Genomic DNA, 26,073 nt, shown 5'->3' with positions numbered 1-26,073 from the left:
CGTGTAAATACATACTTTAAACTATCCTAAATCCCATCTATTTTTTCTCCTCATACCTTTGCTTTAACGACAATCACCTTCGTATATTGTGTTGTTTTACAGCCAGATAAATCTTTATCATCGATAATTTCTAAATCTAGTGCAGACTGAATTTTCTTCTCATCTGGTATTTTTTGAATAAGTTGATGCTGATTAATAGATTCTAATTTGTTTACTGTCTTCTCTCTATCGTACTGCTCTTTCACTCTAATTTGACGCTGTAATTTATATTGGGAGAGGATGAGTTCACCTTTTTCGTTTCTCCCTACCGATTGATCAAAGTATTCATTGAATACTTTTTTCATAGCACCTAACTCTTCATCAATTTGTTTTTTTAATCTGCTGAGCTCCGCATAGCGTACAAGTACTTCATTGGTAATCACCCTATTCGTATTCATGCTGTCCCCTCTTTCATTCGTTGTTATTTCATTGTATTGACCAACCTCAACTGTTATGACAAAAAGAGAACATCACAATTAAAGCCCATATAAAAAAGCGCCTTTCATAAGAAAAGGCGCTTTTACATTACTTTTTATCTTTTTTATCAAGTGTTAAAAGAATCCACATAATGGTTCCGGACAATACACCTGCACCAGCTGAAATCAACGTTCGATCACGTAATACTAATTCTGCTGAATCAGCTTCCAGCATATTAAACGCTATTATCGCAACTACAATAGCAACAATAATAATTGTTGGAAATTTCTTCAAACGTCATACTTCCTTTCAATAAACATAACTAATTCTAGTATAACTTATAAATGATCAATAAATAAACGAATGACATCTGCTCCACCAATAAAAGTTCCTAATGAGCTACCCAGGTTGGATAGTACAATAATGAGGAGAATCCTAGTTACTTTATTATTCCAAAACCCTTTCAATGTAAATACATCTTCCGAGAGGTTTTCGAAATCGCGAACGTTCGGACGCTTAATAAATGCTTGGACAAATCCGGCGATCCAACCTACAGCTAACAACGGACTTAATGAGGTAAACGGCGCGGCAATGAATGCTGTTAATATTGTAAGAGGATGTCCAAATGCAATAGCAGCCCCTAAAGCAGCGAGTCCTCCATTCCAAAGGGCCCAACTAATTGTTTGTTGTACTCCAGCAGTTGGATTCATTAGAAAAGTAAGAACAATAAGGACTAAAATTGCTACTGGAATCATCCAGCCAATGACTTTTGGCGCTTTTGATTTTGGTGGTACTTCCGTTAATTTCTTGAGATCATGTTTTTTTTCAAATTCTCTTTTGATACCTGGAACATGAGCTGCTCCTAATACAGCAACAACCTTTTCACCTGGCGCATTCTTTATTTTTTCTGTCAAATATTGATCACGTTCATCAATTAAAGGGACTTTTAATTGTGGGAATACCTCAGTAAAATCATTTAATATCGAATCAATTGAGTCTTGATTTTTCATTTTTTCTAATTCTTCTTCTGTAATCGTTTCATTGCTAAATATACCGGCAAATACTTGCGAAAGTAACATTGCTTTTCCCTTAAAACCCAGTCCTCTCCAGATACGAGAAAACGTAATTTGGATATTTCTATCAGCTAACACAAGCTTTGCTCCGGTTTCCTTAGCAGATTCAATGCCTTGGATCATCTCTTGTCCTGCTTTAATTCCAAATTGTTTAGCCATACGATTTTGAAAAGAGGAGATAGCAAGATTCATTAATAAAAGTGTTGCTTTCTTTTCTTTAATCACCTTAAAAATATCCATGTCTTTCCATTTGTTACCTTCTGTAATAGACTCATATCTACCTTTATCTAATTCAATACATACGGAGTCAGGCTGCTCTCTTTCAATCACTTCTTTTACTTGCTCCGCACTATTTTTGGATATATGTGCTGTACCAATAAGGATATATTCTTTATCATACATATGTATTCTCGTGATATTTTCTTCTGACATGCAACGATCTTCCCCTTCATCTAACCTAGCCGTACTTTTTTATACATATAACCATACTAAACTAGAAAATGCAAAATGAAAATTGATTTCTCTTATTTCTTTGAAAAAACACTGCTCCAAGTTATTCCCTTATTCCTTTCTGTTATACATATTGTATTCACACAAATTAGATAAAGCATATAGAATAGTATCCCTATTAATTGGTGGGTGTTATGTATCATCTTGAAAAATAATCAACTCAGATAAGTATGTATTGTTTTAAGCATAATTAATTTTAACGAAATTAAAAAACGCGATCAAATGAGATCGCGTTTGTTTAATCCTAATTAATACGCATAGAGTTCTTCATTCTTTTTTAAAATCAATTGTGCTTCGAATTGTATCGATTGGTCTGACTAGGCCCTCAATTTGTTCTCTTTTAGATTCAAAGAATGGTGGCAGTGATAACGATTCACCTAGTGTCTCATATGGTTCATCTCCCATAAACCCTGGACCGTCTGTAGCCAGCTCAAATAGAATTTGCGGTGCCACTCTTGTATACAAAGAGCCGAAGAAGAAACGGTCAATAAAACCTGATGATTGATAGCCAAATTGCGCCATTCTCCCAGTCCAATGATCAATTGCTTCCCTATCTTCCACTCTAAAAGCAGCATGATGAACGGTACCGTATCCTTGGCGTGCCATCGGTAAAACGGTATTATACTCAACAATTACTTGTGCACCATTACCACCTTCGCCAACTTCAAATAAGTACAAGTCATCTTCTTGGGCAATTTCTCTAAACTCTAATACTTTCATCAGCATTTCTTTAAAATAATCAATATTAGATACACGGACAAAGACCGGACCAAGGCCAGTAATCGCATACTCTAAAGGAATGGGGCCATTTTGCCACGGTGTCCCAGCTTCGACACCTTTATTATTTTCATCGGAAATAAGCTGATACTGCTGATCATCAAAATCAACAAACGGCAAAACTCTTTTGCCAAATTGCTCTTGGATACCGCTATGGGCAACATTTAATCGGTCAAACCTTTTCACCCAATAATCCAATGCCTGATCACTAGGTACACGGAAAGATGTTTGATAAATTTCATTTGTACCATGAACACCTTTGGGTATATTAGGGAAATCGAAGAAAGTCATATCTGTTCCAGGACTTCCTTTATCATCTGCGAAAAACAAATGATATGTTTGAATATCATCTTGATTGACAGTCTTTTTCACTAATCTCATCCCTAAAGTATAGGTGAAAAATTGATAATTCTTTTCTGCACTACTAGTAATCGCAGTTACATGATGAACGCCTTTTATACCGAACATCGAATCATTCCCTTCTCAAATTAATATCTACATAATTATTTAAAAGTATTTAAATATCTTGAATTAAAATATCTTTAACTTGAGATAAAATTATCACGAATTCGATTTTCTGTCAACCTATTATCATCATTGCTCTATGCCATTTTACAGAAAAAAACTTTTATGACAAAAACGATAAAAATAGTAATATAAATGTAACCGGTTTAATAAAGGATTTTTGCTAACATTGTATAATATTTAACTATTAAAAAAAATAAGTGGAATCCACAACCATTAATAGGAGGTAGTCATTTTGAAAAGCACAGGCATTGTTCGTAAAGTTGATGAATTAGGGAGAATAGTCATTCCAAAGGAACTAAGAAATACTTTAGAAATTTATGAGAAGGATCCACTTGAAATATTCGTTGAAAACGATCGAATTATATTACAAAAGTATAATGCCAGTAAAGCTTGTCAAATAACGGGTGAAATCGAGAATGATAATTTAGTGCTAGCTGACGGGAAAATTGTACTTAGTAGAAAAGCCGCAGAGTCACTCATAACAGAAATTAGAAACAAACAATCACTGTTACATTTTAAATAGGCGATTAAGAAACTAGGCTCCTCAAGTATAATGAGAGCCTTGTTTTTTATGGTTGCTTTAATAATTGTTTAACTGGTTCTATATACTTTTGATAATTCTCGATTAATTCACTTGGAAGCTGATCAATAGGAAAGAATTGTGCAGACAAGGTTTCATCACTATTTGTAGTTAATTCCCCACTATAGTCATTTGTCATATAAACCGCAGTAATGGCATAAAACTGATCACCGTTTTTTGTACGTACAAAGAATTCCTTACCTGAAAACAACTGAACAAACGAAAGATTCTCGACAACAAGCCCCGTTTCCTCTCTTACTTCCCTTTTCGCTACTTCCTCCATACTTTCACCTAAGTCCATTAATCCTCCGGGTAAGCCCCAAAGAGACTCCGGCCTTTGTTGTAGTAAAATCTCATTTCGGTCATTCACGATAACAACAACAGCTCCAGGTAAAAGTAATGGCTCCTTACCTACAAACTCTCTTATCTTTTTATAGTATTCCATTTCTTCTTGCTTCCCCTCTCCAAATCTTAATAAGAAAATTGATAATCGTACTCTCCTGTTTTCGTAATAGTAATATCTATATTTATATTCGCAATAGAATTTTCTGTTAGGGTAAACCTTCCTTTGTAATCATGCTTCCAACGGTCATAATCTTTTCTATACACAAGTTCTTCAAGATTATATATATCCGCCTTTATATTTAAAGCATTCTCATAGGTCTCTCTAATTTCCTTCTCCATTTTTTCGATAATTTTTTCCTTCAGAATGGGTAACGAAATTTCTTTTTGAACCTCAATGATCCCTCCATTTGCATTAATATCGATATCAAATGTATCTTTGTCTAACTTATTTATTTTCAAATGCGGGTCTAATTGGGTAATAATGATATTTACTTCATCATTATTTTCCAATTTGATTCTTAACGGAGACCTTTTTGTTGTCTTTGTTACCCAACGTAAGCCTCTAAATCGACTTATGGGTAAACTACCTAAATATTTCTTCTCCTTTAAAAGGAAGACTCCAGAGCTTTTAGCTGAATCATTTGTTGCTCCCTTAGTTTTCCAAACATCCTCTTTTACTGATATCATCGGTAGTTTTGTGGTGGTAGCTTTCTCAGTAAAATCTGAATAGAACCGATGCATTCTGATAGGTGAAATGATAGAGTGTACATGATAAGCTTCCTCTGGATTAAAAAGTGTTGTTTGAACCGCGGAGCTAAAGAGACTTGTTACTAGTAGGATATCCTCAATCGAATCTTTCGTGCCATACATCCAGTTAGTTTCCCGTATCTGTTGAAAACGAGCCAAACTATCACTTATTTGATCAATCCCATGTTGCAGTAATCGTTCATGAAAAATAATGATTCCTATATGTGCCCAGTATACTATTTGATTGGATTTATCGTAAATCATATTTATAGCAGCTTCCATTGATTTTCCTTGACCTTTAGCAACCCAGACCTTCGACGGCACTGTTTCTGCTTGCTCCGACTTTGCTACACCTGCAAAAGATACTACCTGTGCGTACAATATATAATCGTCTTTTTCCTTATCATAATCAATGCCAATGGCGGTTATATATTGCATTTCCACAATGTCCTTTTCATCCCAACAACCACTTAATAGAAGAGCAGATACGATAATAGGTATAAGGATTTTTTTCATTTTAGCCTACCCTTCGTGTCATCCTTAGGTCGCATAGTACTTGACCTTTTTTTTCGTAAAAGATAAGGTTTTTCTAAAATACTTGCAAATGTATCTTTAAATGACAAAGGAGAAAGTGGAGCTAAATAAGGCAAACCAAACATCTCTAGTCTAGATAAATATAATATCACTGAAAAAATACTGATAAAAAAGCCAAATAAACCGAGCACCGCTGAGAAAAGCAAGATAAAGAAACGTACAAGGCTTAAGGAGGCACCGAGTGACTGGTTAACAAGGGTATATGCAGCAACAGAAGTGACACCAGCAATAACAAGCATGGTGGGAGCTGTTAAACCACCCCTTATTGCTGCATCACCAATGATTAGCCCCCCTACGACCGTTAATGTTTGTCCGATAGCCCTAGGAAGAGTATTACCTGCTTCCTTAAATAACTCAAATAAAGCTAAGACTAAAAATGCCTCTAACGGTGGTGATAATGGTAATCCCATTCGCGAAACTGTGATAGTCGCCAAAAATGGGAAAGGCAATTGATCCATATGAAAGGAAATCATAGCAACATAAAATCCTGGCAAAATACTTGATATGACAAGACCAGTTAACCTAAAAAACATTTGCATATTCGTATAATAATATTCTGTGAAGCGATCTTCCGGTGTTTTTAATACTGAAAATAATGTAGTTGGACCAACCATTACAGTAGGACAACCATCCACAATAATGACAAATCTACCTAAATCTAGATTAGCAACTACGTTATCAGGGCGTCCGGTATAATTAAACAAGGGAAAAAGAGTATAGTACTTACCTGACAACACCTCTTCTAAATCGGTCGTACTAATGATCACATCTGTTTCTATTTTTGCTAGCTGACTTTTTAAATCAATAACATATTGCTCCTTTATTATATCTTTCACATATAATAAACTAATTTTTGTTTTCCCTCGTACCCCTATCTCAATTGCTTCATTTACTAAGGTTGAGGTTTTATACCGTTTTCTTATTAACGCAAGGTTAATATGCAAGTCTTCCACAAATCCATCTCTTGGTCCACGAAAAGATAATTCCGAATTGGACTCTTCTGGTGAACGATTAGGAATTTGAGGCAGTTCAAATTTGAACATTTTATCTAATTCTTCTACTAGGACAAAAACCATGCCAGAATAAATATCTTCTGCTATTGATTCTTTATCTTCTTCCTCAACATTCACTTGATACATAAGTAATTGCTCATTCTCTTCTCTTTTTTCTTCTAGGCGCCTGTCTTCTAAAAAACTTTCTTCTAACCTACCTAAAGCCTCACTTAATTTACCTTTATCGATCATTACTTCAGAAAAGAGCACAACCACTTTCCCTGGTTGTGGATAATATTGAAACGAATAATTAACAAATTGCACGTCGCCATTGATTGCGAATTGCTGCCTTAAGTATTGCTCATCCAATTTATCAGTTTTCGGCAGTCTTTTCTTATTGTTTAATCGCGTTTTCATTTTTTTCCACTCTTCCTTTAATGAATAGGATTAGATGAATACTGAGCGTCACAAGTAGAATCCCAATAACTGTAATAGAAAAAAAGTAATGATCAATCATGATTTTATAAGTCGGTCCATCAATTGGTAAAGATAGGCCGATTATTAAAAAAAGACACACACTAATTAATAAAATCACTTTCCTTTTTTGCGTCTTAAAATGAAATAAATCCCCAATGATAAAGATAGACAAGCTAATACGAATAAACGCACCAGAAAGCCATTGATAAATAGAAAGGAAATCTAACTTATTCAAAAATTTCCCTAAAGTAATTAAACGCCATTGTGCATAAGCAGGGTGCACTAATTCTGATGCTTGTGCTGGACCAAATTCAGTAATTGCACCAATTAAAGGGCCAAAATTAACAAAGACGAAGAAAATACATATCGGAATGAAAAATTTTAAAGAGATGTTATCACGAATATGATGCTGTAATAAAACTAACAAAAAAACCTCCAAAAGCCCTCCTGATAAAATAACAACACCTATTAGAATAGGAGCCCATCCCTCTTCAAAAATGGGAAAAAGTAACGAATAATCTTTAAACTTAAAATTGGCTATCATAATAAAAAAACCAAGAAAACAAACGATAGGAAATAGAATTCCACTAGCAATCGTAATAGCTTTTATACCTGAGAGTGCAGCTAATAAACAAAGAATGATTAAAATGATAAATAAAACATACTTAGGTGTTTGTATCATATAATTAGTATTCACCCACGAAAAAGTTGTATATAATGTAACAAATACATTGATGAATAAAAGAAATAAAATCAGTGCTCGAATGGCATTATACGCAATTGGAGGACTGTTGGATTTTAACCAGTTCATCAGGTTTTGTTGCCCTGTTTTCTTTATTATTATGTAAATGAGAGGAATCCAAATAATATAAAGACTTCCAGCTATCATTAAACTAATCCAAGCGCTACGTCCTGCCACGCTTAAGACAGAGGGCAATACAATTACATGGGTCATCAAACCAATGGCAAGGCCCAAAACAGGAAATGAATTTAAAGCGGTAATACTTCGAACCATCATCTCTTACCTCCCTTTTTCTTAATATGAGGGAAGAAGTTGGTTTTTATTCCAAAACATATTTGACTTTACAACCGTAACAATTTAAAAAGGGGTTTTGTGATAAAGACATCACAAAACCCCTTTTTATAGAATTACCGAAGAAATCTCAAACCCGTACTCAATACTGTTGGTATAATAGAAGCGTGATTTTCTCCTTCTATTTCCTTATAGATAACTGACAGTTGTTCCATTTCCTTGATTTTCTCATAATACTTTCTAACAGCTATCAATAAATGTTCCTTCTCGTCCCCACCTGCTGCCAGAAAAAGGCGGATATCGCGATTCTCCTGCCTTTGTTCAAATTCTTCCATAAAAGCTGGCACTTCTTGCATGAGAGCTTCACCATTCCACCAAATCGAAGGGCTACAAGCGAAATACGCGTGATAAGAAGTTGGATTATTCATCATCGTCATTAATGTGAATAACCCACCTAAAGAATGACCAAATAAGGATTGATTCTCTTGATTAACCGGAAACTCTTTATTAATAGCTGGTTTTAACTCATTTTCTATAAAGTCATTAAACTGTTCGGCTCCGCCAGTATCTCCCCAAGCACTACCATCTGGTCGTAGTGGTAAATGATCACTTTCTGCAGGTGGGGTAAAATCAAAGACCCTCCTTGAATGAAAATCTTTAGCTCCATATCCTATACCTACAATAATCACTTCAGATACGCCTGTTTTAGCAGACCGTTTCGCCTGCAGCCGAATAACTTCCTTTATCAACTGAAAATAGGCATCTCCATCAAGTACATAAAGAACACCATAGCCTTCAGATGGGGGTGGATTCTCTGGCATATGAATTGATATGACATAGTCTTGCTTTGTTTTAGAATGTACTGTCCATTGTTGTATTTCTCCATGTAACACTTTCCCATCCCCTATCATTATCTTTTTTGCTTGACTAATAAATATAAGAAATATGGTACACCAATCATTGATATGACAATTCCTACCGGCAATTCGACTGGCGTGAACACATTTTTGGCAACAAAATCAGCAATGACCACAAGAAGCATACCAATCAAGCCCGAAATCGGTAAAATAAATTGATGCTTCATCCCTACCAATTGTCGTGCAATATGTGGTGCCATTAAACCAATGAAACTAATATTTCCTGAAACAGATACACAAGCACTAATTAACCCAATGCTTAAAATAATGAGTTTAATCTTTTCACGTTCAACAGGTACTCCTACACCCTTCGAACTAATGTCAGATAGTCGGAAAAGATCTAATAAATAACTTTTCCGGATGATTAATGGAATAAGAATAACTAGCCAAGGTATCATTGAAATAATATAAATCCAATTCGCATTATAAATACTCCCAGATACCCAAACAGCAGCCATTTCATAATCAGAAGAATTCATTTTTAAAGAGATATACATAGAAAGCGCACCAAAACCAGAACTAATGGCAATACCAGTTAGAATTAACCGACCTGTATCAAATGTCCCCTTTTGCCAAGAGAAGAAAAAGATAATAACCGCTGCAAGTAGTCCACCAATCAATCCAAAAATCGGCATAATCATGATCGATAGCCAACCAGTTAAATCCAGCTGCCCTTGGAAAAACAACATAAATATAACAATTGCAGCCCCTGCTCCAGCATTGATTCCTAGAATTCCGGAATCAGCCAATCCATTCCTTGTTACACCTTGAATGACCGTACCTGCTATACCTAAACCAAATCCAACAAGTGCTCCAATGACAATTCGAGGCAAGCGAAAATCAAAAATAACTAAATCAAGCTGATCAGACGGATCAATACGGAATAAAGTATTGATGACATCAGTAAAATTTACATTTATAACTCCATAAACTAAGCTGACATAAGCACTCACTAAAATAAGAATAGATAAAACAATCGCAATAAGAACGGTTTTACGCATGCTTTTCTCCCCCTCTCTTATAAATCAGGTAGAGGAAGAATGGCACTCCTATGAGTGCTGTCACAACACCAATTGGTGTCTCGAACGGATGATTGACAAACCGACTAATGATATCACATACTGCTAGAAATATCGCCCCAATTATTGCGGAAGATGGAATGAGCCATCTATAATCCACACCAACTAAAAATCTTGCAATATGAGGAATAATTAACCCTACAAAACCAACCTTACCAACGAGGGCTACTGCTGTCCCAGTCAGACAAATGACTGCCAATAAAGCAAGTGCTTTCACCCATTTCGTCTTTTGCCCCAAAGTAACAGCAATTTCTTCTCCTAGAGAAAGAATGGTAATATGTCCAGACGTGATGAGAGCGATAATCAAACCAATGACACCAAATGGAATGGCCAAAAGAAATGTATCTACATCTACTTGATGAAGTTTGGCATTATACCAAAAACTAACATCTTGTGAAATTTGAAAATAAGATGCTAATGCAGCAGAAGTACTTGATAAAAAGGTACCTATGACGGTTCCAATAATCGCTAATCGAACGGGTGTTAAACCTTTTGGTATTAAAGAACCAAACCCATAGACAATTCCTGCACCTAATGCGGAGCCAACCATTGAAAACAGTATCATTTCAATAGAAGTCATATTCGGCAATACAATCATGCAAATAGTAATAACAAAAGCAGAACCATCTGTTACACCCATAATGGAAGGAGAAGCTAAATAATTCCTTGTCATTCCTTGCATAATCGCACCTGACACAGCTAAAAATGCACCAACTAACATGGCCGTTAATACCCTTGGCAACCTTGAGGTAATAATAATCGCATGATCCGTATTACCTTCATCGTATGCAGTAAAAGCTTCCCAAATCGTTGAAAAAGATATCCCTTTAGTTCCGTAAATAACAGATAAAATAGTTGTTATTATCATAAGTATAGGTGATATCAATATAATCATTTTTGCTAATCTTGTTTTATTCTTCACAATCCCCACAACTCTTTTTATTTATTTTTCTATTAAAATGTATAGAAATAGTCAAGATACTACCGTCTTTGTTTCTATGTAAAAAATCCACTTCAACTCTTAACGAAAATGATAATCGTTATCATTTACTATAATAAAACATCTCCCGATTGACAAGAGAAAAAGAGAAAAAAATGAATCTTCTCATATCTTAAAGTAACAAACACATACCGTTAGCCTATACAAGCCTTCAGCATGTGCGCTTATTACTAGACAATTATATTTTCTCAACCAAAAGAAAAACGGCAACTTCATCGCTGAAGTGCCGCTTAAAAATCAAATCAATATCCACTTAAGTATTTCGCTACATTTATCTATTTTCCTGTTATATGTCGAATAAATTTTGACAAATGAAGCAAAGTTTCTACATGATGATTACAATCTTTCATATCTTTACACACCGTATTACCTCTTTTGGTAAAGGTACCAACGACTTCACCCTTTGTCTCGACTATGAACATGCCTATATCTGTAAAACGGTGACAAATATGACAAAGCCCTTTTTGTTCAGAAGGTTGGAAAGTTCCTCTTAAACCAATATAGCTTTGTTCGTATGGGGCAACAATCATTCGGTACTGACTACCCTTTTCATCCCAAGATAGATAGGTCATTGTTTGATAATCTTCTGCATCAATTAATGGGAACTTCAGCTTCTTCACCTTTGGAAATAACTTCCTTAATTTCGTTTCTGACAGAGCTGGGAAGGGGATAACATAGGGCTTTAATTCATGAAAGAATTTATCTGCAGTTAATCGATCGTCAACCAATTGCATTTGTCCCAGTAAGGAAGCCTCCTCCTCCGCCATATCAGGTAATGATTGCTGAACCGCTTCCCATGCCAATGTTTTTACTGTTTTTAAGATCGTTGGATCATTGACAGAGGACTTGGCATTTATTATTTTATTCACCTGTTTTTTCACAAGATTATACTGTTCATTGGTCATAAAGGCTATCATTATTTTCACTCCTGCCTTAGTTTCTTCCTTCTTAATTTACCCTATATGTAAACATAAAAAAATGCCGAATTTAAATAAAAATTAAAGTCGGCATAAATCATTTATTTTGTGTAAATAATTTTCCTTATTGTCTCGTGAGCTAAAAAGTATTCATCGCTTAGCTCATCCATTGTTTTTCCCATACTATAGGAAGCTCTAATCTCTTCATTTCTTTGACTGATTTTGAGTCTTGCACCTGATTTCATTCCCCAACCATCCTTATTGTGAGGGGGTTTAGGGATATAAATCGATTCACCTTGAATATATTTTTGTATCTCTTTTAATAATTCAGGTGGCAACACATTCTTTGCTTTTTGATATCTCATCTTACGCTCGCTCCTTATTGTTTGTAGATAATAAGGACGCAAAGCCTAATGAAGAGACATGGCGATTGCATTTATTCTACCTCACACAAAGTATCGCCTTCTCTATAGGCTTCGCGTGAGCTGTTTCATTATTTAGCAAAAAGGTGATTTGCATGTTGTGACCACCTCCTAAAAATAGAATAAAATGGATGCGAAACAAAAAATCGCATCCATCATTTATATTTATTCACTCATGTCTACATTATGGTAAACACGTTGTACATCATCTAAATCTTCTAGGGCATCAATTAATTTGTCAAATTGCGCAAGTTGTTCTTCCTCTAAGTTCACTTCTGTTTGTGGTAACATTGTTTGTTCTGCAACTGTAAACTCTTCAATGCCAGCACCTTTTAGCGCCTCTTGCACAGCATGGAATTGGTCAGGTTCTGCATAAACAATCACTGATTCTTCTTCTTCAAGAAGGTCACGCACATCAATATCCGCTTCCATCAATATTTCTAACACTTCATCCGCTGTTTTTCCTTCTAAACCAAAAACAGCTGTTGCATCAAACATATAAGAAACAGAGCCACTTACACCCATATTTCCACCATTCTTACCAAATGCAGCGCGCACATTTGATGCTGTGCGATTGACATTATTGGTAAGGGCATCAACAATAATCATACTACCTCCAGGACCAAATCCTTCGTAACGAAGCTCATCATACTTTTCTTCCCCGCCACCCTTCGCTTTATCAATCGCGCGGTCGATAATATTTCTCGGTACATTATATGTTTTTGCACGTTCCAATACTTGTTTTAATGCCTGATTCGATTCAGGATCAGGTTCCCCTTGTCTTGCCACTACATAGATTTCAAGGGCAAATTTCGTATAAATACGGCTATTATTGGCGTCCTTTGCCGCTTTCTTATCTTTTATATTATTCCATTTACGGCCCATATGTCCCACTCTCTTTCAACTTTTATCTACTCATCATTTTTTTAGATGCACTAAATATTCATTGATTATTATAACGCAAACCGCTAAGAGAAAAAAGCTCGTTGATTAATTAATGTTTTTCCATAGGTTAAGTAAGACAAATTGTGCCCCGAGAAAAACTGCCCAACCAATGACACCGAAAAGAATAGAAACAGTGAAAGAAAGAGCAGCCTTTAGCGAAAAAAAGACAATAGCCAAAAGCACTATCGTACTTGGTAAACCTAAAAGAACCCCAAGTGTGAATTCACTCATCACTCCTGTATCATTTTTTTCTACCCAGAGCCAAATAAGGCTTAATAAACTGACAAGTGGCAATGCAGCAATGACACCACCATATGTAGGAAAACGTTTAGCCATTTCTGTAACAACGCCAATAATGATTGCTGAAAGAAGTATTTTAACTATTAGTTGCATTTTTCGCTCGCTCACTTAATAAGTGTAAGGCAGAATCAATGATTTGTTTCTCCGAAGGCGTCATACTAGCGAGAATTTGCGCTAATTTTCCTTCGTCAAGATTCGCATTTCTCTTTAGTACTTGCCTCCCTTGTTCAGTTAGCCTTAATATAACCATTCTCTCATCTACTGTTGATCTTTCTTTATGTATCCATGACTTATGAATCAATCTCTTCACATGTTCAGACGCAGTATTGTGTGAGACGTCAATATTCTTCGCTACTTCTTTTATTCCAATATGTTCACACTTATCTAAAAGCTGCAAAATCCTTACACCTTGATGGGATATCTTATCCTCGTTTTGATTTTGATAACGTAAGTAAAAATAGATGTCTGTCCAGTATTTATTTAGTTCAGTTGGATTCATATAATCAACCTCATTCTTTTTCATCTTATAATAAGATTATATCGTATAATACGATAAATATACAAATGTTTTTAAGTTATGGTAAAATATTCACAATAATCTGTATTACAATCAATTCTCTAAGAAAGTTTCCACATTCACAAACCTTCCTACTTTGAAAGGGGATCAAATTAATATGAAAAAATGGCTCGTAATTATTATAATAAGTGGCTTTGTGATTATTAGCGGAGGCTGGTTTACTGCAAGTTATCTCAGTAATGATTCTCTTTCAGTAGCTAATCTTCAGGGTGATACTTCAAATAAAGCATCAAGAAAAGCTAGTATAGATGGGGATATGAATGCCTATACGGAAAACACTGGATTAAGTACAAATTCGACTCAAAGTGAAGTAATTGATGTGATGCATAAAATGACACATCAAAAAGTCAAGGCAAGTGAAAAGTGGGGTTCTGTTCGAATGTCAGAACAAGCAATTGAAGAAGTGAAAAAAACGATTGAAAACAATCAATTTGAACATGAAGAAGAGCTTTTAACTATTTTAGATAAATGGAGCAAAGGGGATTTCTCTAATGTAGATAATGACCACAATTATTTCTGGTCATTGCAAAATGGCACAATTGGTAAGGCAACTGGAATCTTATCCCCAGAAGAAGAAGAAGCTTTTATTGAGAAGTATTTTGAATAAATCGTAACTACTTACTTTTCCTCTTTTTTCTATACAGAGTAAATATAATCATCATAAAGCAGAGAAAAGCATAATAGGGATAGCCTGAAACTTTAAATGCATACAACGCTTGATCCACCACAGTAGGTGTTCCATCTAGTACAGTTGGAAAAATAAGATGATCCTTATACAACTCATCACCAATAAGATAACTACCTACAATGCTTGTAGCAACTAAATAAAAATACATGAACAAAACCAATATAAACACACTAAAAGAATAAATATACTTCATCCCTTCCCTCCCATCCATCATTTTCAAGATTACATACGCTTAATATACTTTATTCTAAATCATTAATATATGGGTAACAATGTAAAATTACACAAAAATAGTTGCCCATTTTCCTGGCAACTATTTTGTCATTTCCATACAGAGATTATTTTTCCGATCCAACATACGTCGATTGTGGTCTAAAAATGACATTATCTTCAGCTTGTTCAAGAATATGTGCTGTCCAGCCTACCATTCTAGCAGCAGTGAAGGTGGGAGTAAAAAGAGTAGAATCCATTGAGAGCGCTCTCATAATTGCTGTTGCGTAAAATTCAACATTGGTATATAGTTTTCTATCAGGTTTTAACTCAGCAAGTATTGTAACCACTTCTTTTTCAACTTCAATTGCAAAATGAAGCCAAGAATCCTCTACTTGCATCGCTAGTAACTTTTCTTTTAAAGCCTCGGCTCTTGGATCAACCGTTTTATATACACGATGGCCAAACCCCATTAATTTTTCACCACTTAGTATCTTATGTTTAATCGTTTTCTTTCTATCGTTACTAACCTTCAATTCTTCTAATAATGCGATAACACCTGTAGGCGCACCACCATGTAATGGTCCTTTCATTGTACCAATTGCTGTTACAATACTAGAAACGATATCTGACTCAGTAGAAGCGGTCACACGAGCGGCAAATGTTGATGCGTTCATACCGTGTTCCATCGTTAAAATCATATACGTCTCTAATGCCTGAACATGAGCTATTAACGGTTTTTTTCCAGTAAGCATATATAAATAGTTTTCAACATGTGACAATTGTAGCTCTGGATGGACCACATCTTTGTTTGCTAATAGTCTCGTACGGTGAGCAATAATCGTAGGAATTACCGCTGTTAGCTTGATGGCTTGTTCCACTGTAGGGGGACCGCTGTAAGTTTGGTCACCTTCTAATGAAATAAGCGTTCGAATGACATCCATTAAACTCATATCTCTTGGTAATGCCTGCAGCACTTCCCATTGCAAAGGACTTAATGCTCTATTATCTTTGATCTTTTGAATGCACTCCTTCACTTCCCTATCCGTTGGCAATTCCCCATACCACAGTAGAGAGGCTGCTTCTTCAAATGTTAATGTTTTCGTTAATTCTCCAACGTCATAACCTCGATAAGTTAATCTTCCTTTTTCTCCATCTACAGAAGCCACTTTTGTTTCAACCGCAACAATACCCTTTAAGCCTTTCCTGAACATTTTCATTCTCCTCTCTTCTTTTTTTTAGTATACGCTCGTTGTATAATTAAGAAAATTAAATATTTTTTATCAATTCATTTAATAATATTAATTGATAGGATGGTGAAGAAATTGGAGTTCCAATGGTTAAAAACCTTTATTACAGCAGCAAACTATTTAAACTATAGACAAACAGCAGAAGCTCTTTATATTTCGCAACCGTCAGTTACTGTTCATATCCGTCATTTAGAAAAAGCATTAGCAACCACTCTTTTCAAGAAAGAGGGACGTTCCATGCGTTTAACAAAGGCCGGGAAACAATTTCTTCCGTATGCTAAACAAATTCTAGCAAGTTTTGAAGACGGTAAAAAAGCACTTAGTCATTATACGCAAGGATATACTTCCTCGCTAAGCATAGGAATTTCTCCTATTATCGCAGATACGATTCTACCTTTCGCATTAAAAAATTATATGCGCAAGCATCCATTTGTTGAAGTAGCTGTACATGTACTAGAATCCGAGGAAATGGAAAAAGCGCTCTTCGAAGAGGATATTGATATCGGCTTGAGCTGTAATCTGCCTAATTCAAGAGAGGTGCAATATCAAATACTATACTCTGAAGATGTTAAATTAATCATCGCGCATGATGGAAAAGATGCTGAGAGCGCACCACCATTGGAAGAGGAAGATATTTTATTTCATCATCTTTTAATAACCGACAATCATCCCATATACTGGTCTAAACTAAAAAATGATCTTCACTATCAGTATGCCTTTATCAAAACAATGAAAGTATCGCAAATACACATTTCTAAACGGTTCATTATTGAGGGATTGGGTGTTTCCTATTTACCGCTGTCCACTGTAAGAAGAGAATTAATGGAAGGATGGTTATTAGAAGTCCCCCAATCAAATATTACATTACCCCAAGCCCATACGTACGCTTGGATGAAAAAAGAAAATAACCAACAAATGGATTTCATGAAATATTTACAAAACTACCGTTTGTGACAATTCAACGAAACATGAACAACATTAGATATAATTACCTATATATTTTACATTTACTAACTATCATTTTCGACTCTTATAGTCGATAAACATCTTAGATTCATATATTCTAAGGAGGTTTTTCCATGAGTTTTCAATTATCAGTATTAAATAAGCAGTTTATAAATGGAGAATGGCGCCAAGGAAAAAGTCAAACTCTCTTACAAAATATTAATCCATTTAATGAAGACATCCTTGCAGAAGTAAATGGTGCTACATTAGAAGATATTGATGAAGCATATCAAGCAAGTGCTAAGGCAAAGCTAGAATGGGATCGTGTCAACCCCTATAAAAAACGAGACATATTAGAAAAAGCGGTAGCCATTATCGACTCACATGAAGAAGAGATTGTTCAGTTAATTATTGCTGAACTTGGAGGTACTCGATTAAAAGCGGCTTTTGAAATTGGCCTTGTAAAAAATATGATTAAAGAGGCAGCCACTTACCCACTTCGTATGGAAGGTAAAATTCTGCCGTCTACAGAAGACCATAAAGAAAACAGATTGTATCGTGTTCCAGCTGGTGTGGTTGGTGTCATTAGTCCATTTAACTTCCCTTTCTTCCTTTCTATGAAATCAGTTGCTCCTGCACTTGGCGCGGGATGTGGAGTAGTCCTCAAACCTCATGAAGATTCAATGGTAACTGGTGGTACATTAATAGGAAAGATATTTGAAGAAGCTGGTGTCCCTAAAGGATTACTAAATGTTGTATTATGTGAAATTAAGGAAATTGGCGATGGCTTTGTAGAACATCCGATTCCAAGAATCATTTCTTTTACCGGTTCTACTACAGTAGGTAGTTACATCGGTCAAGTAGCAGTGAAGAACTTTAAAAAACCTTTACTAGAGTTAGGCGGTAATAGTGCTTTTATCGTCATGGAAGATGCAGATATTGATTATGCCGTTAATGCAGCAACATTTAGCCGTTTCACACACCAAGGACAAATTTGTATGTCTGCGAATCGTATTCTCGTTCAAAAATCAATTTACCCAACGTTTATGAACAAATTTAAAGAAAAGGTAGCAGCACTTAAAGTCGGGGATCCTAGCGACCCTGAAACCGTTATCGGTCCTGTTATTAACAAACGACAAGCATCAACATTAGAGGATTTAATTCATACGGGCATTCAAGAAGGTGCAGAACCTATCCTATTAGGAGAAATTAGCGGGAATTTAGTTGCACCAACGATTTTAACAAATGTGACACCTGAAATGACAGTCGCACAAAAAGAACTCTTCGGTCCTGTTGTTTGTATTATGACTTTTGATACAGAAGAAGATGCCATTAATATTGCCAACAATACACAACTCGGATTAAGCGGGGCGCTTCATACTGCCAATGTAGAACGCGGTGTTGAAATGGCAAAAAGAATTCACACGGGTATGATTCATGTAAATGATGTTACGATTAACGATGAGCCTATTGTTGCTTTTGGTGGTGAAAAACAATCCGGACTTGGTCGATTAAATGGAGATTGGAGTTTAGATGAGTTTACAACAATGAAATGGATTTCTGTTAATTATAGTCAAAGACAATTGCCATATTAATAATTAGGGAGATAAAAAGATGATTGAAACAGAACAGCAATCAATAAACGTAATGGACGCTTTTCTAAAGGTAGCACCTTACTTAAATACATTAATTCATGATGATATCACTATTGGTATATATGATACAGAGAAATTAATTATTAATTATCCAGGAAAGACATTTTCATTAAATGTCTCTCCAGGGGACCCTCTAATTGACGGTGACATTATTACAGAATCCATACGTACAAATAGCACTAAAACATCGATGGTACCAAAAGAATTATTCGGTTTTCCCCTTATTGCAAAAGCCATCCCCCTTCATAATGAGAAGGGTGAAGTAATCGGTGGAGTAGGTATTGGAATTAGTTTAGAAAAGTCCAATCAGCTCTTCGATGTAGCAGAAAGTCTTTCAGCAGTATCAGAACAAACAGCTGCAGCCATTGAAGAGATAAGTAAATCAGTGACTATTCTTGCAGATAAAGTGACTGATATGTCTTCACAAATGGGGACTGTTAGCCATAGTGCAGATGAAATCGGAAAAATATCCACTGCTGTAAAAAGTATTTCTGATCAAAGTAACCTTTTAGGTTTAAATGCAGCAATTGAAGCAGCACGAGCTGGGGACGCTGGAAGAGGATTCTCTGTAGTAGCGGAAGAGATTCGTAAGCTTGCAAGTAATAGTAAAGACCATGTTTCGCAAATAGATCAAATTACGAAAAGTATAGCGGGGTTACTCACTGAGCTTAATCAATCTTTCTCACAAATTCATCAATTAACAGATACCCAAGCAGCCTCCATTCAGGAGTTTTCAGCGACGATTCAAGAAATTAGTCGCAACGCTCAACATTTAGTGGAGATGGCTGATACGACAGTAGATAGCGATTGATATTCTTTCTGTCATGTCATAGCTTGCCTTCTATAAAGAAGCACGAACAAATACTTATACCATTAGCATTTGTTCGTGCATTTTCTTATGGGGTTAATCGATGCCGATCTCGCGGGAATGCTGACGCAAAGCGGACATTAGGTCGATTCATTATTTTAGCTGTCAGTCGCTCTAACCCTATTGCAAGACCGCCATGTGGTGGCATACCGTACTTAAAAACATTCGTATAACTTTCAAAATCTGCCACTTTTAAGTGATTTTCTTCTATTGAAGAGATTAATTCTTGATAATCATGAATCCTCAAGCCGCCAGTTGTAATCTCTATTCCTTTAAACAATAAATCAAAAGAATCTGTGTATAAGGAGTGATTTTCTAATGGCTTGGCATACATAGGTCTAACTGCCTTTGGATAATGTGTGATAAAAACTAATTCACTGTTTTCCTTTTCAGAAAAATACTGACAAATTAAGCGTTCTCCTTCAGGATCCAAATCTTCCATCTCACTAGTGGATTTATGATATTCTTGAGCTAAAATTTGCTTTGCTTCATGAAGTGATATACTGGGTATTCTTTCAATTAAAGGAATTGTTACACCAACTTCTTGCAGCTCTTTTTGATAACGATCCCGAATGGTGTTAAAAATAAAACGTAATAGATTCTCCTCTAATTCCATCAACTCTTTGCTCGAAAATACAAAACCCATCTCTAAATCAAGGGAAATGTATTCATTTAAATGTCTAGATGTCGCATGTTCTTCCGCTCGATAAACAGGAGCTACTTCAAATACTCGTTCATATCCTGCTGCTACCATCATTTGCTTATAAAATTGTGGTGATTGCCCTAAATAAGCAGGTTGATTAAAATAGTCTATTGAGAAAAGGTTCGCCCCTCCTTCCGCACCCGCTGCTACAATTTTCGGCGTGAAAATTTGGATAAAATCCTCATTTCGTAAAAAAGATGAAAAGGCGTCAACAATTGCTGACTTTATATTAAACATCAGATGCTCTTTATGGTTCCGTAGTGATAAAACACGATTATTCAATAATGTGTCCATGTGGACATCTAATTCTTTTTGATTTAATTCAATTGGTAAGGGTGCATTAGCAGTGTTTAATAACTGAAGCTTATCAACAATTACCTCTACACCCGTATCGGTTTTCATTGTCTTTACAACAAGACCCTGTACAGAAATAACTGACTCTAATGAAAGTTTCATTTCAGCCAATTCATTCTCTAATACACATTGAATGATGCCACTACGATCCCGTAACTGTAAGAAAGTAATTCTTCCTAAATGTCTAACACGGTGAACCCACCCACATAGTGTAATCTTTCTGTTCACATGTTTCATTACATCGGAGCAATTCACACGGCTTATTCCATCATTGATCTTGACCATCATCATTCACACTCCTTATTATTTTGTTTGTATCGTCGTTATCGTCATCATCACTATCCATGTGAATCACCCCTTTCTTATCACACAAAAAAACCGAGCTTCATCCCAGAAGGGACGAGGCTCGGTTCTCGCGGTACCACCCTAATTATTACATCATTCAATGTAATCTCTTATATGCCCGTTAACGGTGGCCACCGTCCACGCCTACTTAGTAAAAACTTTTCAGATGGAACTCATTGGTGTCTTTCATCTAACTCCTTATCGCCACTCTTTCAGCTAAAATAAGCAGCTCTCTTATAGATAAGGGTGTCAGACTACTCCTCCAACTCAACGCTCTCGAATATTATAATTTAAGATACATCGCTTCACCCTAAATGTCAAACTATTTCGTTTATAAAATCTACCTCATTAAAACGGGCGTAAACCACTTTTGTCTCCTGTTCTGCTATGGTCATTTTCACCCCGCGCCAACCAGACTGTAAATATTGCTGTTGTTTGGTGATATCATCCATCTTTATTTCAATCACTTCTCCTTGTTGGACAACTTTAGCAGCTTGCAAATCTTTCATAAAAACATAGCGAAGGCTACCCCCATATTTCTCCTTAAGATCAATGATTTGCATATCTTGGGCAAACTTATCCTTAAGTGAAGGGTAATTAAAAGGAGCGACTGTACAACAAACATATCTATACTGATGTGATTCTTTTTTCAATTGTTCCATTAAAATTTGAGCAAGCTTTTGCTGTAATTTATTCCCTCTATACATAGGATCTACATTAGATATTTCTTGATAGATAACCGTGGATAAATCCGTTACACCAGCATCTAGACCAAGGTGCTCAGGATCATTTTCAGGTGGAACTAGCAATGCGCGAAAGGCAATTAATTGCTCTTTGACCCAAGCACCAACCATTTTTCCATTTCCCCTTAAAATATTGAGGAACTCCTCTTTCGCTAAAGGCTGTAATACTTTTTTATCCGGAAGGGCATGGATAACCTTTTGTTGCAATTGTAAAATTTGTTCAATATGCTGTTCTTCTAGATTTGTAACTTCATAAGATGGGCCTTGCTTTATCATTTCTCTCATGATTACATTCAATCTCTTCAACTCTCCTTTAATACATCTTCAAATACAGTCAATTCTTTTAGAATCTCTTCATCAATATTTACGCCTAATCCAGGTTGATCTTTTAAAGAAATATGAGGAATATCATAATGTAAGTCACCGATATCCTTAGAGAACTTCAGTGGTCCGGTTAATTCTACACTTGTAATATTCTTTTTAGAAAATGACACATGAAAACCTGCACTTGAAGCAATCGATGATTCTACCATTGATCCGACCTGGCACTCAATCCCGGCTAGTTCTGCCTGATATGCAAGCTTAACTGCTGGCAATATACCACCACACTTCATCAACTTAATGTTTATACGATCACAGGCATTTTTCTGAATAATCTCTTTCAACTCTCTTGCTCCCTTTAATCCTTCATCAATCATAAGGGAAACTGTTGAATGAGACCTAATAAATGCCATCCCATCAATATCATCTGCTCTTACCGGTTGCTCTAGCCAATCTATATCTACCGTTTCTAATGCCTTAATTCCTTTTAAAGTAGCAGCCGCTGTTTGCCAACCTTGGTTAACATCCACTCGTATAACGGCTTTGTCTTTAACGCTATCAGCAACTGCCTTAATTCTTGCTACGTCCCCATTCACATCTCTACCTACTTTGATTTTAAATGATGTATAACCTTTAGAGACTTGTTCCATTGCTTCTGTCGCCATCTTTTCTGGCTCACCAATACTTAACACATGCGTGATGGGAAATTGCTCATGGTAACGTCCACCGATGAGCTGATACACGGGCACTTGTAGTTTTTTACCGATTAAGTCGTAACAAGCAATATCGATCGCAGCTTTAGCAGCAGGTGCTTGATAAATGAGCTTGTCCATGATTTCATGTACCTTTTCAATTTCCATTGGATTGATACCTAATATGGCAGGTCCAAGCGTATGTTTAATTACTTGATAAGTGCCTTCCCATGTTTCTCCTGTCACATGCTCATCAGGTACTGCTTCTCCGTAGCCTATGAGCCCTTCATCCGTTTCCACTTTTACGATTATGGATGGCATATCTTTATATGTATGATAACTGATGACAAACGGTTGTTTTAATGGTAGACGAATCGCATAGATAGCGATGGATGTAATCTTCATATTTCTCTCTCCTTATCAATAAAAGAAGAAAGCCGAAGAAAAAACTCGGCTCCCTCTTTCATTATGTTTATGCATTTAATGATGCTTCTTCTTCTTTTTCCAATGCCCTTTTCTCTTCATCAGTGATTTTAACAATGGTAAAACCTATAAAAGCATAAATGATAGAAATAATCGGAACGATGAAATTCAGGATAGCATAGGGTGCATACTCTAATGCACCTATTCCGAGTGTGGCAAGAATAAACACTCCACATGTATTCCAGGGTATAAATACAGAGGTTAAAGTTCCCCCGTCTTCTAGTGCTCTTGATAGGTTCTTTGAATGCAGATTTTTATCGCGATATGCTTTAGAAAACATCCTTGCAGGAACAACAATTGAAATATATTGCTCTGATGCCGTCGCATTTGTTGCAAAGGCAGACACAATAGTGGTTGCAACAAGACTACCTGCTGACTTAGCTAGCTTTAAGATTTGATTGACTATCGCTTGTAGCATACCTGTATTTTCTAATATTCCACCAAACGTCATGGCCACAATCGTCATGGAGACGGTGTACATCATCGAATCGAGACCTCCTCTATTAAAGAGACCATCAACCATCTCATTTCCACTTTCAATTTTGTAACCGGATTGTAAAGCTGATACTGCCTCAGATAGCGAACCACCTTGTACAAAGATTTGACAAAGAACACCTAGGAGGATACCTACAATTAATGCGGGTACTGCCGGAACTTTTCTTGCTACCATAATAATAACTACAAGGGGAACAAGTAATAACCATGGTGAAATAACAAAAGAATCTTGTAAGGCAAGAATCGTTTGATTAATTTCTGCTGGATTGGCTCCTCCTTTACCAAAGTCTTTTCCTAAGAACCAATAAACTCCTAATGCAATGATAATACCAGGAACGGTCGTAAATAACATATGTTTGATATGATCAAATAAATCAGTGCCTGTTAAGCCGGATGCTAAATTTGTTGTGTCTGATAACGGAGACATCTTATCACCAAAGTAAGAGCCTGAAATAATCGCACCAGCTATCATCGGAGCTGGGATGCCCATACTCATGCCTATGCCCATTCCCGCTACACCAATCGTTCCCATTGTCGACCAAGAGCTGCCAATAGATAAAGAAACGATTGCACATATAATCGTAATAGAGACGAGGAACAAAGATGGGGTGATGATCTTTAATCCATAGTAAATCATTGTCGCGACAATACCGCCACCAAGCCAAGAGCCGATGACTAAACCAACTAACATAATAATTATAACTGCAGGTAATGCCAGTTTAATCCCCTTATACATCGATTCCTCAATATGTTTCCAATTATATCCTGCTTTCCAAGCAACTAATGCAGCCGTAATTGTTCCAATAATTAATGGAATATGAGGTCCTTGTTCTAAATAAATAACTGCAATCATCATTGTTACTATCATGACAACTAATGGAATTAGCGCCATACCGAATGTCATTTTCTGATCCTTTTTCATAGAAATCCTCCCATTTATATTTTTCACTTTAATTACGCTTTCAATAAGGCTGCTACTATTCGAGCACCCTGGTCCAATACTGTATGGTTAAAATTCATTTGCGGGTGGTGTAATCCCGGCTTTAAGTCAGCACCTAAACCAATCATTGTTGCATGGACATTTGGATGTTTGATTGTATAAAAATGAAAGTCATCACTTCCCGGGGTAATGAGTGGGGGAGCCACCCCTTCTGAACCTAATACCTCTGTTATTGCCCGTATTGCCATCTCCTCTGCTTGTTCAGAGACGACTGCACCAGGGGTATAATCTTTCCAATTAAAAGAAATATCGACATCAAACAATGCCGCAATATCGCCTAACCCTTTACTCACTTTTGTTTGTATCTCTTTTAATTGTTCATTTTTTTGCGCTCTTATATCGATACCAAAGGTGGCATGACCTGGAATGATATTTAAGCTTTCTCCACCTGTTTGAATGTTAGTTAATTTGACAGAATACGCATCAAACGGAGACAAATAGATATTCTTTAAAAATTGATAAATCGTAGCAATTACATCAATTGCGCTTCTTCCTTGATGAGGCCTGGCGCCATGGGCATCTTCACCACTAATTTTCCCTTCTAATGTGACACATGCTCCGTGATGGATGGATGGTGATACTTGTCCTAAAGATAATTCTTCATGTGGTCTGAGATGGATGCCAAACAAATGTGTGACATCTTCCATCGCGCCATGCTTAATCATTTCTAGAGATCCATTTCCTTTTTCTTCAGCTGGTTGAAAAATAAAACGTATGCGCTTACTTAAAGCTTGCTTATCCAAATAAAGAATACTACCTAAAACAATAGCCATATGTGCATCATGCCCACATGAGTGATTAGCACGATACATACCATCTACTTGCTGCCAGAGGGCATCTATATCCGCCCTTACAGCAATTACATCATCTCCACTTCCCACCTCTGCTATTACACCAGTTAAATCCCCAAAAGTTTGATAATCAACCTTTAAATCACTCAGTATAGATACAATTTTTTTGGTTGTCTCATACTCTTTAAAACTAGGTTCTGGATGGTTATGAAATTCATTAAACCATTCTTGAATTTGATCTTTATAGATCATAAAATCATC

General features: G+C 36.1%; 28 protein-coding genes and 1 other annotated feature. Of the genes, 5 read left to right on the top strand and 23 right to left on the bottom strand.

The window, feature by feature from the left end:
- Nucleotides 1-50: 50 nt before the first annotated feature.
- The 4 genes from LCM23_RS02250 to LCM23_RS02235 all read right to left on the bottom strand — a co-directional run bounded on the left by LCM23_RS02250 (nucleotide 51) and on the right by LCM23_RS02235 (nucleotide 3,284).
- Nucleotides 51-437, bottom strand: coding sequence for a hypothetical protein (locus LCM23_RS02250; RefSeq protein WP_224935244.1), 387 nt, complete (start codon nucleotides 435-437; stop codon nucleotides 51-53).
- Between the two features lie 127 nt (nucleotides 438-564).
- Nucleotides 565-750 carry a hypothetical protein gene (locus tag LCM23_RS02245; protein WP_095370157.1) on the bottom strand — a complete coding sequence of 62 codons (186 nt, stop codon included), beginning with the start codon at nucleotides 748-750 and terminating at the stop codon, nucleotides 565-567.
- A 44-nt stretch (nucleotides 751-794) separates the two neighbouring features.
- Nucleotides 795-1,961 carry a TraB/GumN family protein gene (locus LCM23_RS02240; RefSeq protein ID WP_224935242.1) on the bottom strand — a complete coding sequence of 389 codons (1,167 nt, stop codon included), beginning with the start codon at nucleotides 1,959-1,961 and terminating at the stop codon, nucleotides 795-797.
- A gap of 345 nt (nucleotides 1,962-2,306) precedes the next feature.
- Complete coding sequence (locus tag LCM23_RS02235; protein WP_224935240.1) at nucleotides 2,307-3,284, bottom strand: ring-cleaving dioxygenase; 978 nt, start codon at nucleotides 3,282-3,284, stop codon at nucleotides 2,307-2,309.
- 292 nt (nucleotides 3,285-3,576) lie between these two features.
- Between LCM23_RS02235 and LCM23_RS02230 the strand changes: the two genes are divergently transcribed.
- Nucleotides 3,577-3,867, top strand: coding sequence for an AbrB/MazE/SpoVT family DNA-binding domain-containing protein (locus LCM23_RS02230; protein WP_095370159.1), 291 nt, complete (start codon nucleotides 3,577-3,579; stop codon nucleotides 3,865-3,867).
- A gap of 46 nt (nucleotides 3,868-3,913) precedes the next feature.
- Here LCM23_RS02230 and LCM23_RS02225 read toward each other — a convergent pair whose 3' ends face one another.
- From LCM23_RS02225 to LCM23_RS02170, 12 genes are all read right to left on the bottom strand, one after another.
- A complete protein-coding gene (locus LCM23_RS02225) occupies nucleotides 3,914-4,369 on the bottom strand; it encodes an NUDIX hydrolase (RefSeq protein ID WP_224935237.1) in 456 nt (151 codons plus the stop codon).
- Nucleotides 4,370-4,395: 26 nt separating this feature from the next.
- Nucleotides 4,396-5,532, bottom strand: a complete 1,137-nt coding sequence (locus LCM23_RS02220; RefSeq protein ID WP_224935233.1) for a Ger(x)C family spore germination protein — start codon at nucleotides 5,530-5,532, stop codon at nucleotides 4,396-4,398.
- Nucleotides 5,529-7,019 carry a spore germination protein gene (locus LCM23_RS02215; protein ID WP_224935230.1) on the bottom strand — a complete coding sequence of 497 codons (1,491 nt, stop codon included), beginning with the start codon at nucleotides 7,017-7,019 and terminating at the stop codon, nucleotides 5,529-5,531. Before LCM23_RS02215 ends, LCM23_RS02220 begins: the two co-directional genes overlap by 4 nt.
- Nucleotides 6,997-8,097, bottom strand: a complete 1,101-nt coding sequence (locus LCM23_RS02210) for an endospore germination permease (RefSeq protein ID WP_224935228.1) — start codon at nucleotides 8,095-8,097, stop codon at nucleotides 6,997-6,999. Before LCM23_RS02210 ends, LCM23_RS02215 begins: the two co-directional genes overlap by 23 nt.
- Before the next feature lie 131 nt (nucleotides 8,098-8,228).
- Entirely contained in the window at nucleotides 8,229-9,005 is a 777-nt protein-coding gene (locus LCM23_RS02205) for an alpha/beta hydrolase (RefSeq protein WP_224935223.1), read from the bottom strand.
- 17 nt (nucleotides 9,006-9,022) lie between these two features.
- Nucleotides 9,023-10,030, bottom strand: a complete 1,008-nt coding sequence (locus LCM23_RS02200) for a FecCD family ABC transporter permease (RefSeq protein ID WP_224935220.1) — start codon at nucleotides 10,028-10,030, stop codon at nucleotides 9,023-9,025.
- Nucleotides 10,023-11,003, bottom strand: a complete 981-nt coding sequence (locus tag LCM23_RS02195) for a FecCD family ABC transporter permease (protein WP_224935726.1) — start codon at nucleotides 11,001-11,003, stop codon at nucleotides 10,023-10,025. Before LCM23_RS02195 ends, LCM23_RS02200 begins: the two co-directional genes overlap by 8 nt.
- Nucleotides 11,004-11,383: 380 nt before the next feature.
- The gene (locus LCM23_RS02190; protein WP_224935217.1) at nucleotides 11,384-12,025 is read right to left on the bottom strand and encodes a FusB/FusC family EF-G-binding protein; all 642 of its coding nucleotides are present in this window, start codon (nucleotides 12,023-12,025) and stop codon (nucleotides 11,384-11,386) included.
- 101 nt (nucleotides 12,026-12,126) lie between these two features.
- Nucleotides 12,127-12,390, bottom strand: a complete 264-nt coding sequence (locus tag LCM23_RS02185) for a CD3324 family protein (RefSeq protein ID WP_224935213.1) — start codon at nucleotides 12,388-12,390, stop codon at nucleotides 12,127-12,129.
- Nucleotides 12,391-12,612: 222 nt separating this feature from the next.
- Complete coding sequence (locus LCM23_RS02180; RefSeq protein ID WP_095370167.1) at nucleotides 12,613-13,332, bottom strand: YebC/PmpR family DNA-binding transcriptional regulator; 720 nt, start codon at nucleotides 13,330-13,332, stop codon at nucleotides 12,613-12,615.
- A 105-nt stretch (nucleotides 13,333-13,437) separates the two neighbouring features.
- Nucleotides 13,438-13,785, bottom strand: coding sequence for a DUF3147 family protein (locus tag LCM23_RS02175; protein ID WP_224935210.1), 348 nt, complete (start codon nucleotides 13,783-13,785; stop codon nucleotides 13,438-13,440).
- Nucleotides 13,769-14,191 (bottom strand): MarR family winged helix-turn-helix transcriptional regulator, encoded by a 423-nt coding sequence (locus LCM23_RS02170; RefSeq protein ID WP_224935207.1) that lies wholly within the window; start codon nucleotides 14,189-14,191, stop codon nucleotides 13,769-13,771. The genes LCM23_RS02175 and LCM23_RS02170 overlap by 17 nt, the downstream gene beginning before the upstream one ends.
- Before the next feature lie 175 nt (nucleotides 14,192-14,366).
- On the opposite strand from LCM23_RS02170, the gene LCM23_RS02165 reads away from it, so the two are divergent.
- Entirely contained in the window at nucleotides 14,367-14,876 is a 510-nt protein-coding gene (locus tag LCM23_RS02165; protein WP_224935203.1) for a DUF6241 domain-containing protein, read from the top strand.
- 7 nt (nucleotides 14,877-14,883) lie between these two features.
- Here the strand turns inward: LCM23_RS02165 and LCM23_RS02160 are convergent, their stop codons facing one another.
- Both LCM23_RS02160 and LCM23_RS02155 read right to left on the bottom strand, forming a co-directional pair.
- Complete coding sequence (locus LCM23_RS02160) at nucleotides 14,884-15,150, bottom strand: hypothetical protein (RefSeq protein ID WP_224935200.1); 267 nt, start codon at nucleotides 15,148-15,150, stop codon at nucleotides 14,884-14,886.
- A gap of 145 nt (nucleotides 15,151-15,295) precedes the next feature.
- The gene (locus LCM23_RS02155; RefSeq protein ID WP_281202765.1) at nucleotides 15,296-16,387 is read right to left on the bottom strand and encodes a citrate synthase/methylcitrate synthase; all 1,092 of its coding nucleotides are present in this window, start codon (nucleotides 16,385-16,387) and stop codon (nucleotides 15,296-15,298) included.
- 105 nt (nucleotides 16,388-16,492) lie between these two features.
- On the opposite strand from LCM23_RS02155, the gene LCM23_RS02150 reads away from it, so the two are divergent.
- The 3 genes from LCM23_RS02150 (at nucleotide 16,493) to LCM23_RS26040 (ending at nucleotide 19,828) form a co-directional block, all read left to right on the top strand.
- Nucleotides 16,493-17,371 carry a LysR family transcriptional regulator gene (locus LCM23_RS02150; protein ID WP_224935194.1) on the top strand — a complete coding sequence of 293 codons (879 nt, stop codon included), beginning with the start codon at nucleotides 16,493-16,495 and terminating at the stop codon, nucleotides 17,369-17,371.
- Nucleotides 17,372-17,496: 125 nt separating this feature from the next.
- Nucleotides 17,497-18,957, top strand: coding sequence for an aldehyde dehydrogenase family protein (locus LCM23_RS02145; protein WP_224935191.1), 1,461 nt, complete (start codon nucleotides 17,497-17,499; stop codon nucleotides 18,955-18,957).
- Nucleotides 18,958-18,976: 19 nt separating this feature from the next.
- A complete protein-coding gene (locus LCM23_RS26040; protein ID WP_095370175.1) occupies nucleotides 18,977-19,828 on the top strand; it encodes a methyl-accepting chemotaxis protein in 852 nt (283 codons plus the stop codon).
- A gap of 85 nt (nucleotides 19,829-19,913) precedes the next feature.
- Here the strand turns inward: LCM23_RS26040 and aspS are convergent, their stop codons facing one another.
- The 5 genes from aspS to LCM23_RS02115 form a co-directional block, all read right to left on the bottom strand.
- Nucleotides 19,914-21,230 (bottom strand): aspartate--tRNA(Asn) ligase, encoded by a 1,317-nt coding sequence (gene aspS / locus LCM23_RS02135; protein WP_373370946.1) that lies wholly within the window; start codon nucleotides 21,228-21,230, stop codon nucleotides 19,914-19,916.
- Nucleotides 21,231-21,334: 104 nt separating this feature from the next.
- Nucleotides 21,335-21,567 (bottom strand) — a binding site (T-box leader).
- Between the two features lie 37 nt (nucleotides 21,568-21,604).
- Nucleotides 21,605-22,327, bottom strand: coding sequence for a GNAT family N-acetyltransferase (locus tag LCM23_RS02130; protein WP_373370945.1), 723 nt, complete (start codon nucleotides 22,325-22,327; stop codon nucleotides 21,605-21,607).
- A 5-nt stretch (nucleotides 22,328-22,332) separates the two neighbouring features.
- Nucleotides 22,333-23,448 carry a mandelate racemase/muconate lactonizing enzyme family protein gene (locus LCM23_RS02125; RefSeq protein ID WP_224935189.1) on the bottom strand — a complete coding sequence of 372 codons (1,116 nt, stop codon included), beginning with the start codon at nucleotides 23,446-23,448 and terminating at the stop codon, nucleotides 22,333-22,335.
- A 67-nt stretch (nucleotides 23,449-23,515) separates the two neighbouring features.
- Nucleotides 23,516-24,943 carry a Na+/H+ antiporter NhaC gene (gene nhaC / locus LCM23_RS02120; RefSeq protein ID WP_224935187.1) on the bottom strand — a complete coding sequence of 476 codons (1,428 nt, stop codon included), beginning with the start codon at nucleotides 24,941-24,943 and terminating at the stop codon, nucleotides 23,516-23,518.
- Between the two features lie 32 nt (nucleotides 24,944-24,975).
- Nucleotides 24,976-26,064: an amidohydrolase gene (locus tag LCM23_RS02115; protein WP_224935185.1), complete on the bottom strand. Its 1,089-nt coding sequence runs from the start codon at nucleotides 26,062-26,064 to the stop codon at nucleotides 24,976-24,978.
- Nucleotides 26,065-26,073: the final 9 nt, after the last annotated feature.

This window comes from Cytobacillus kochii, assembly GCF_020171845.1.
Lineage (GTDB): Bacteria > Bacillota > Bacilli > Bacillales > Cytobacillaceae > Cytobacillus > Cytobacillus kochii.
The sequence above is the reverse complement of the archived record's forward strand: the minus strand, read 5'-3'. Positions and strand labels throughout refer to the sequence as shown.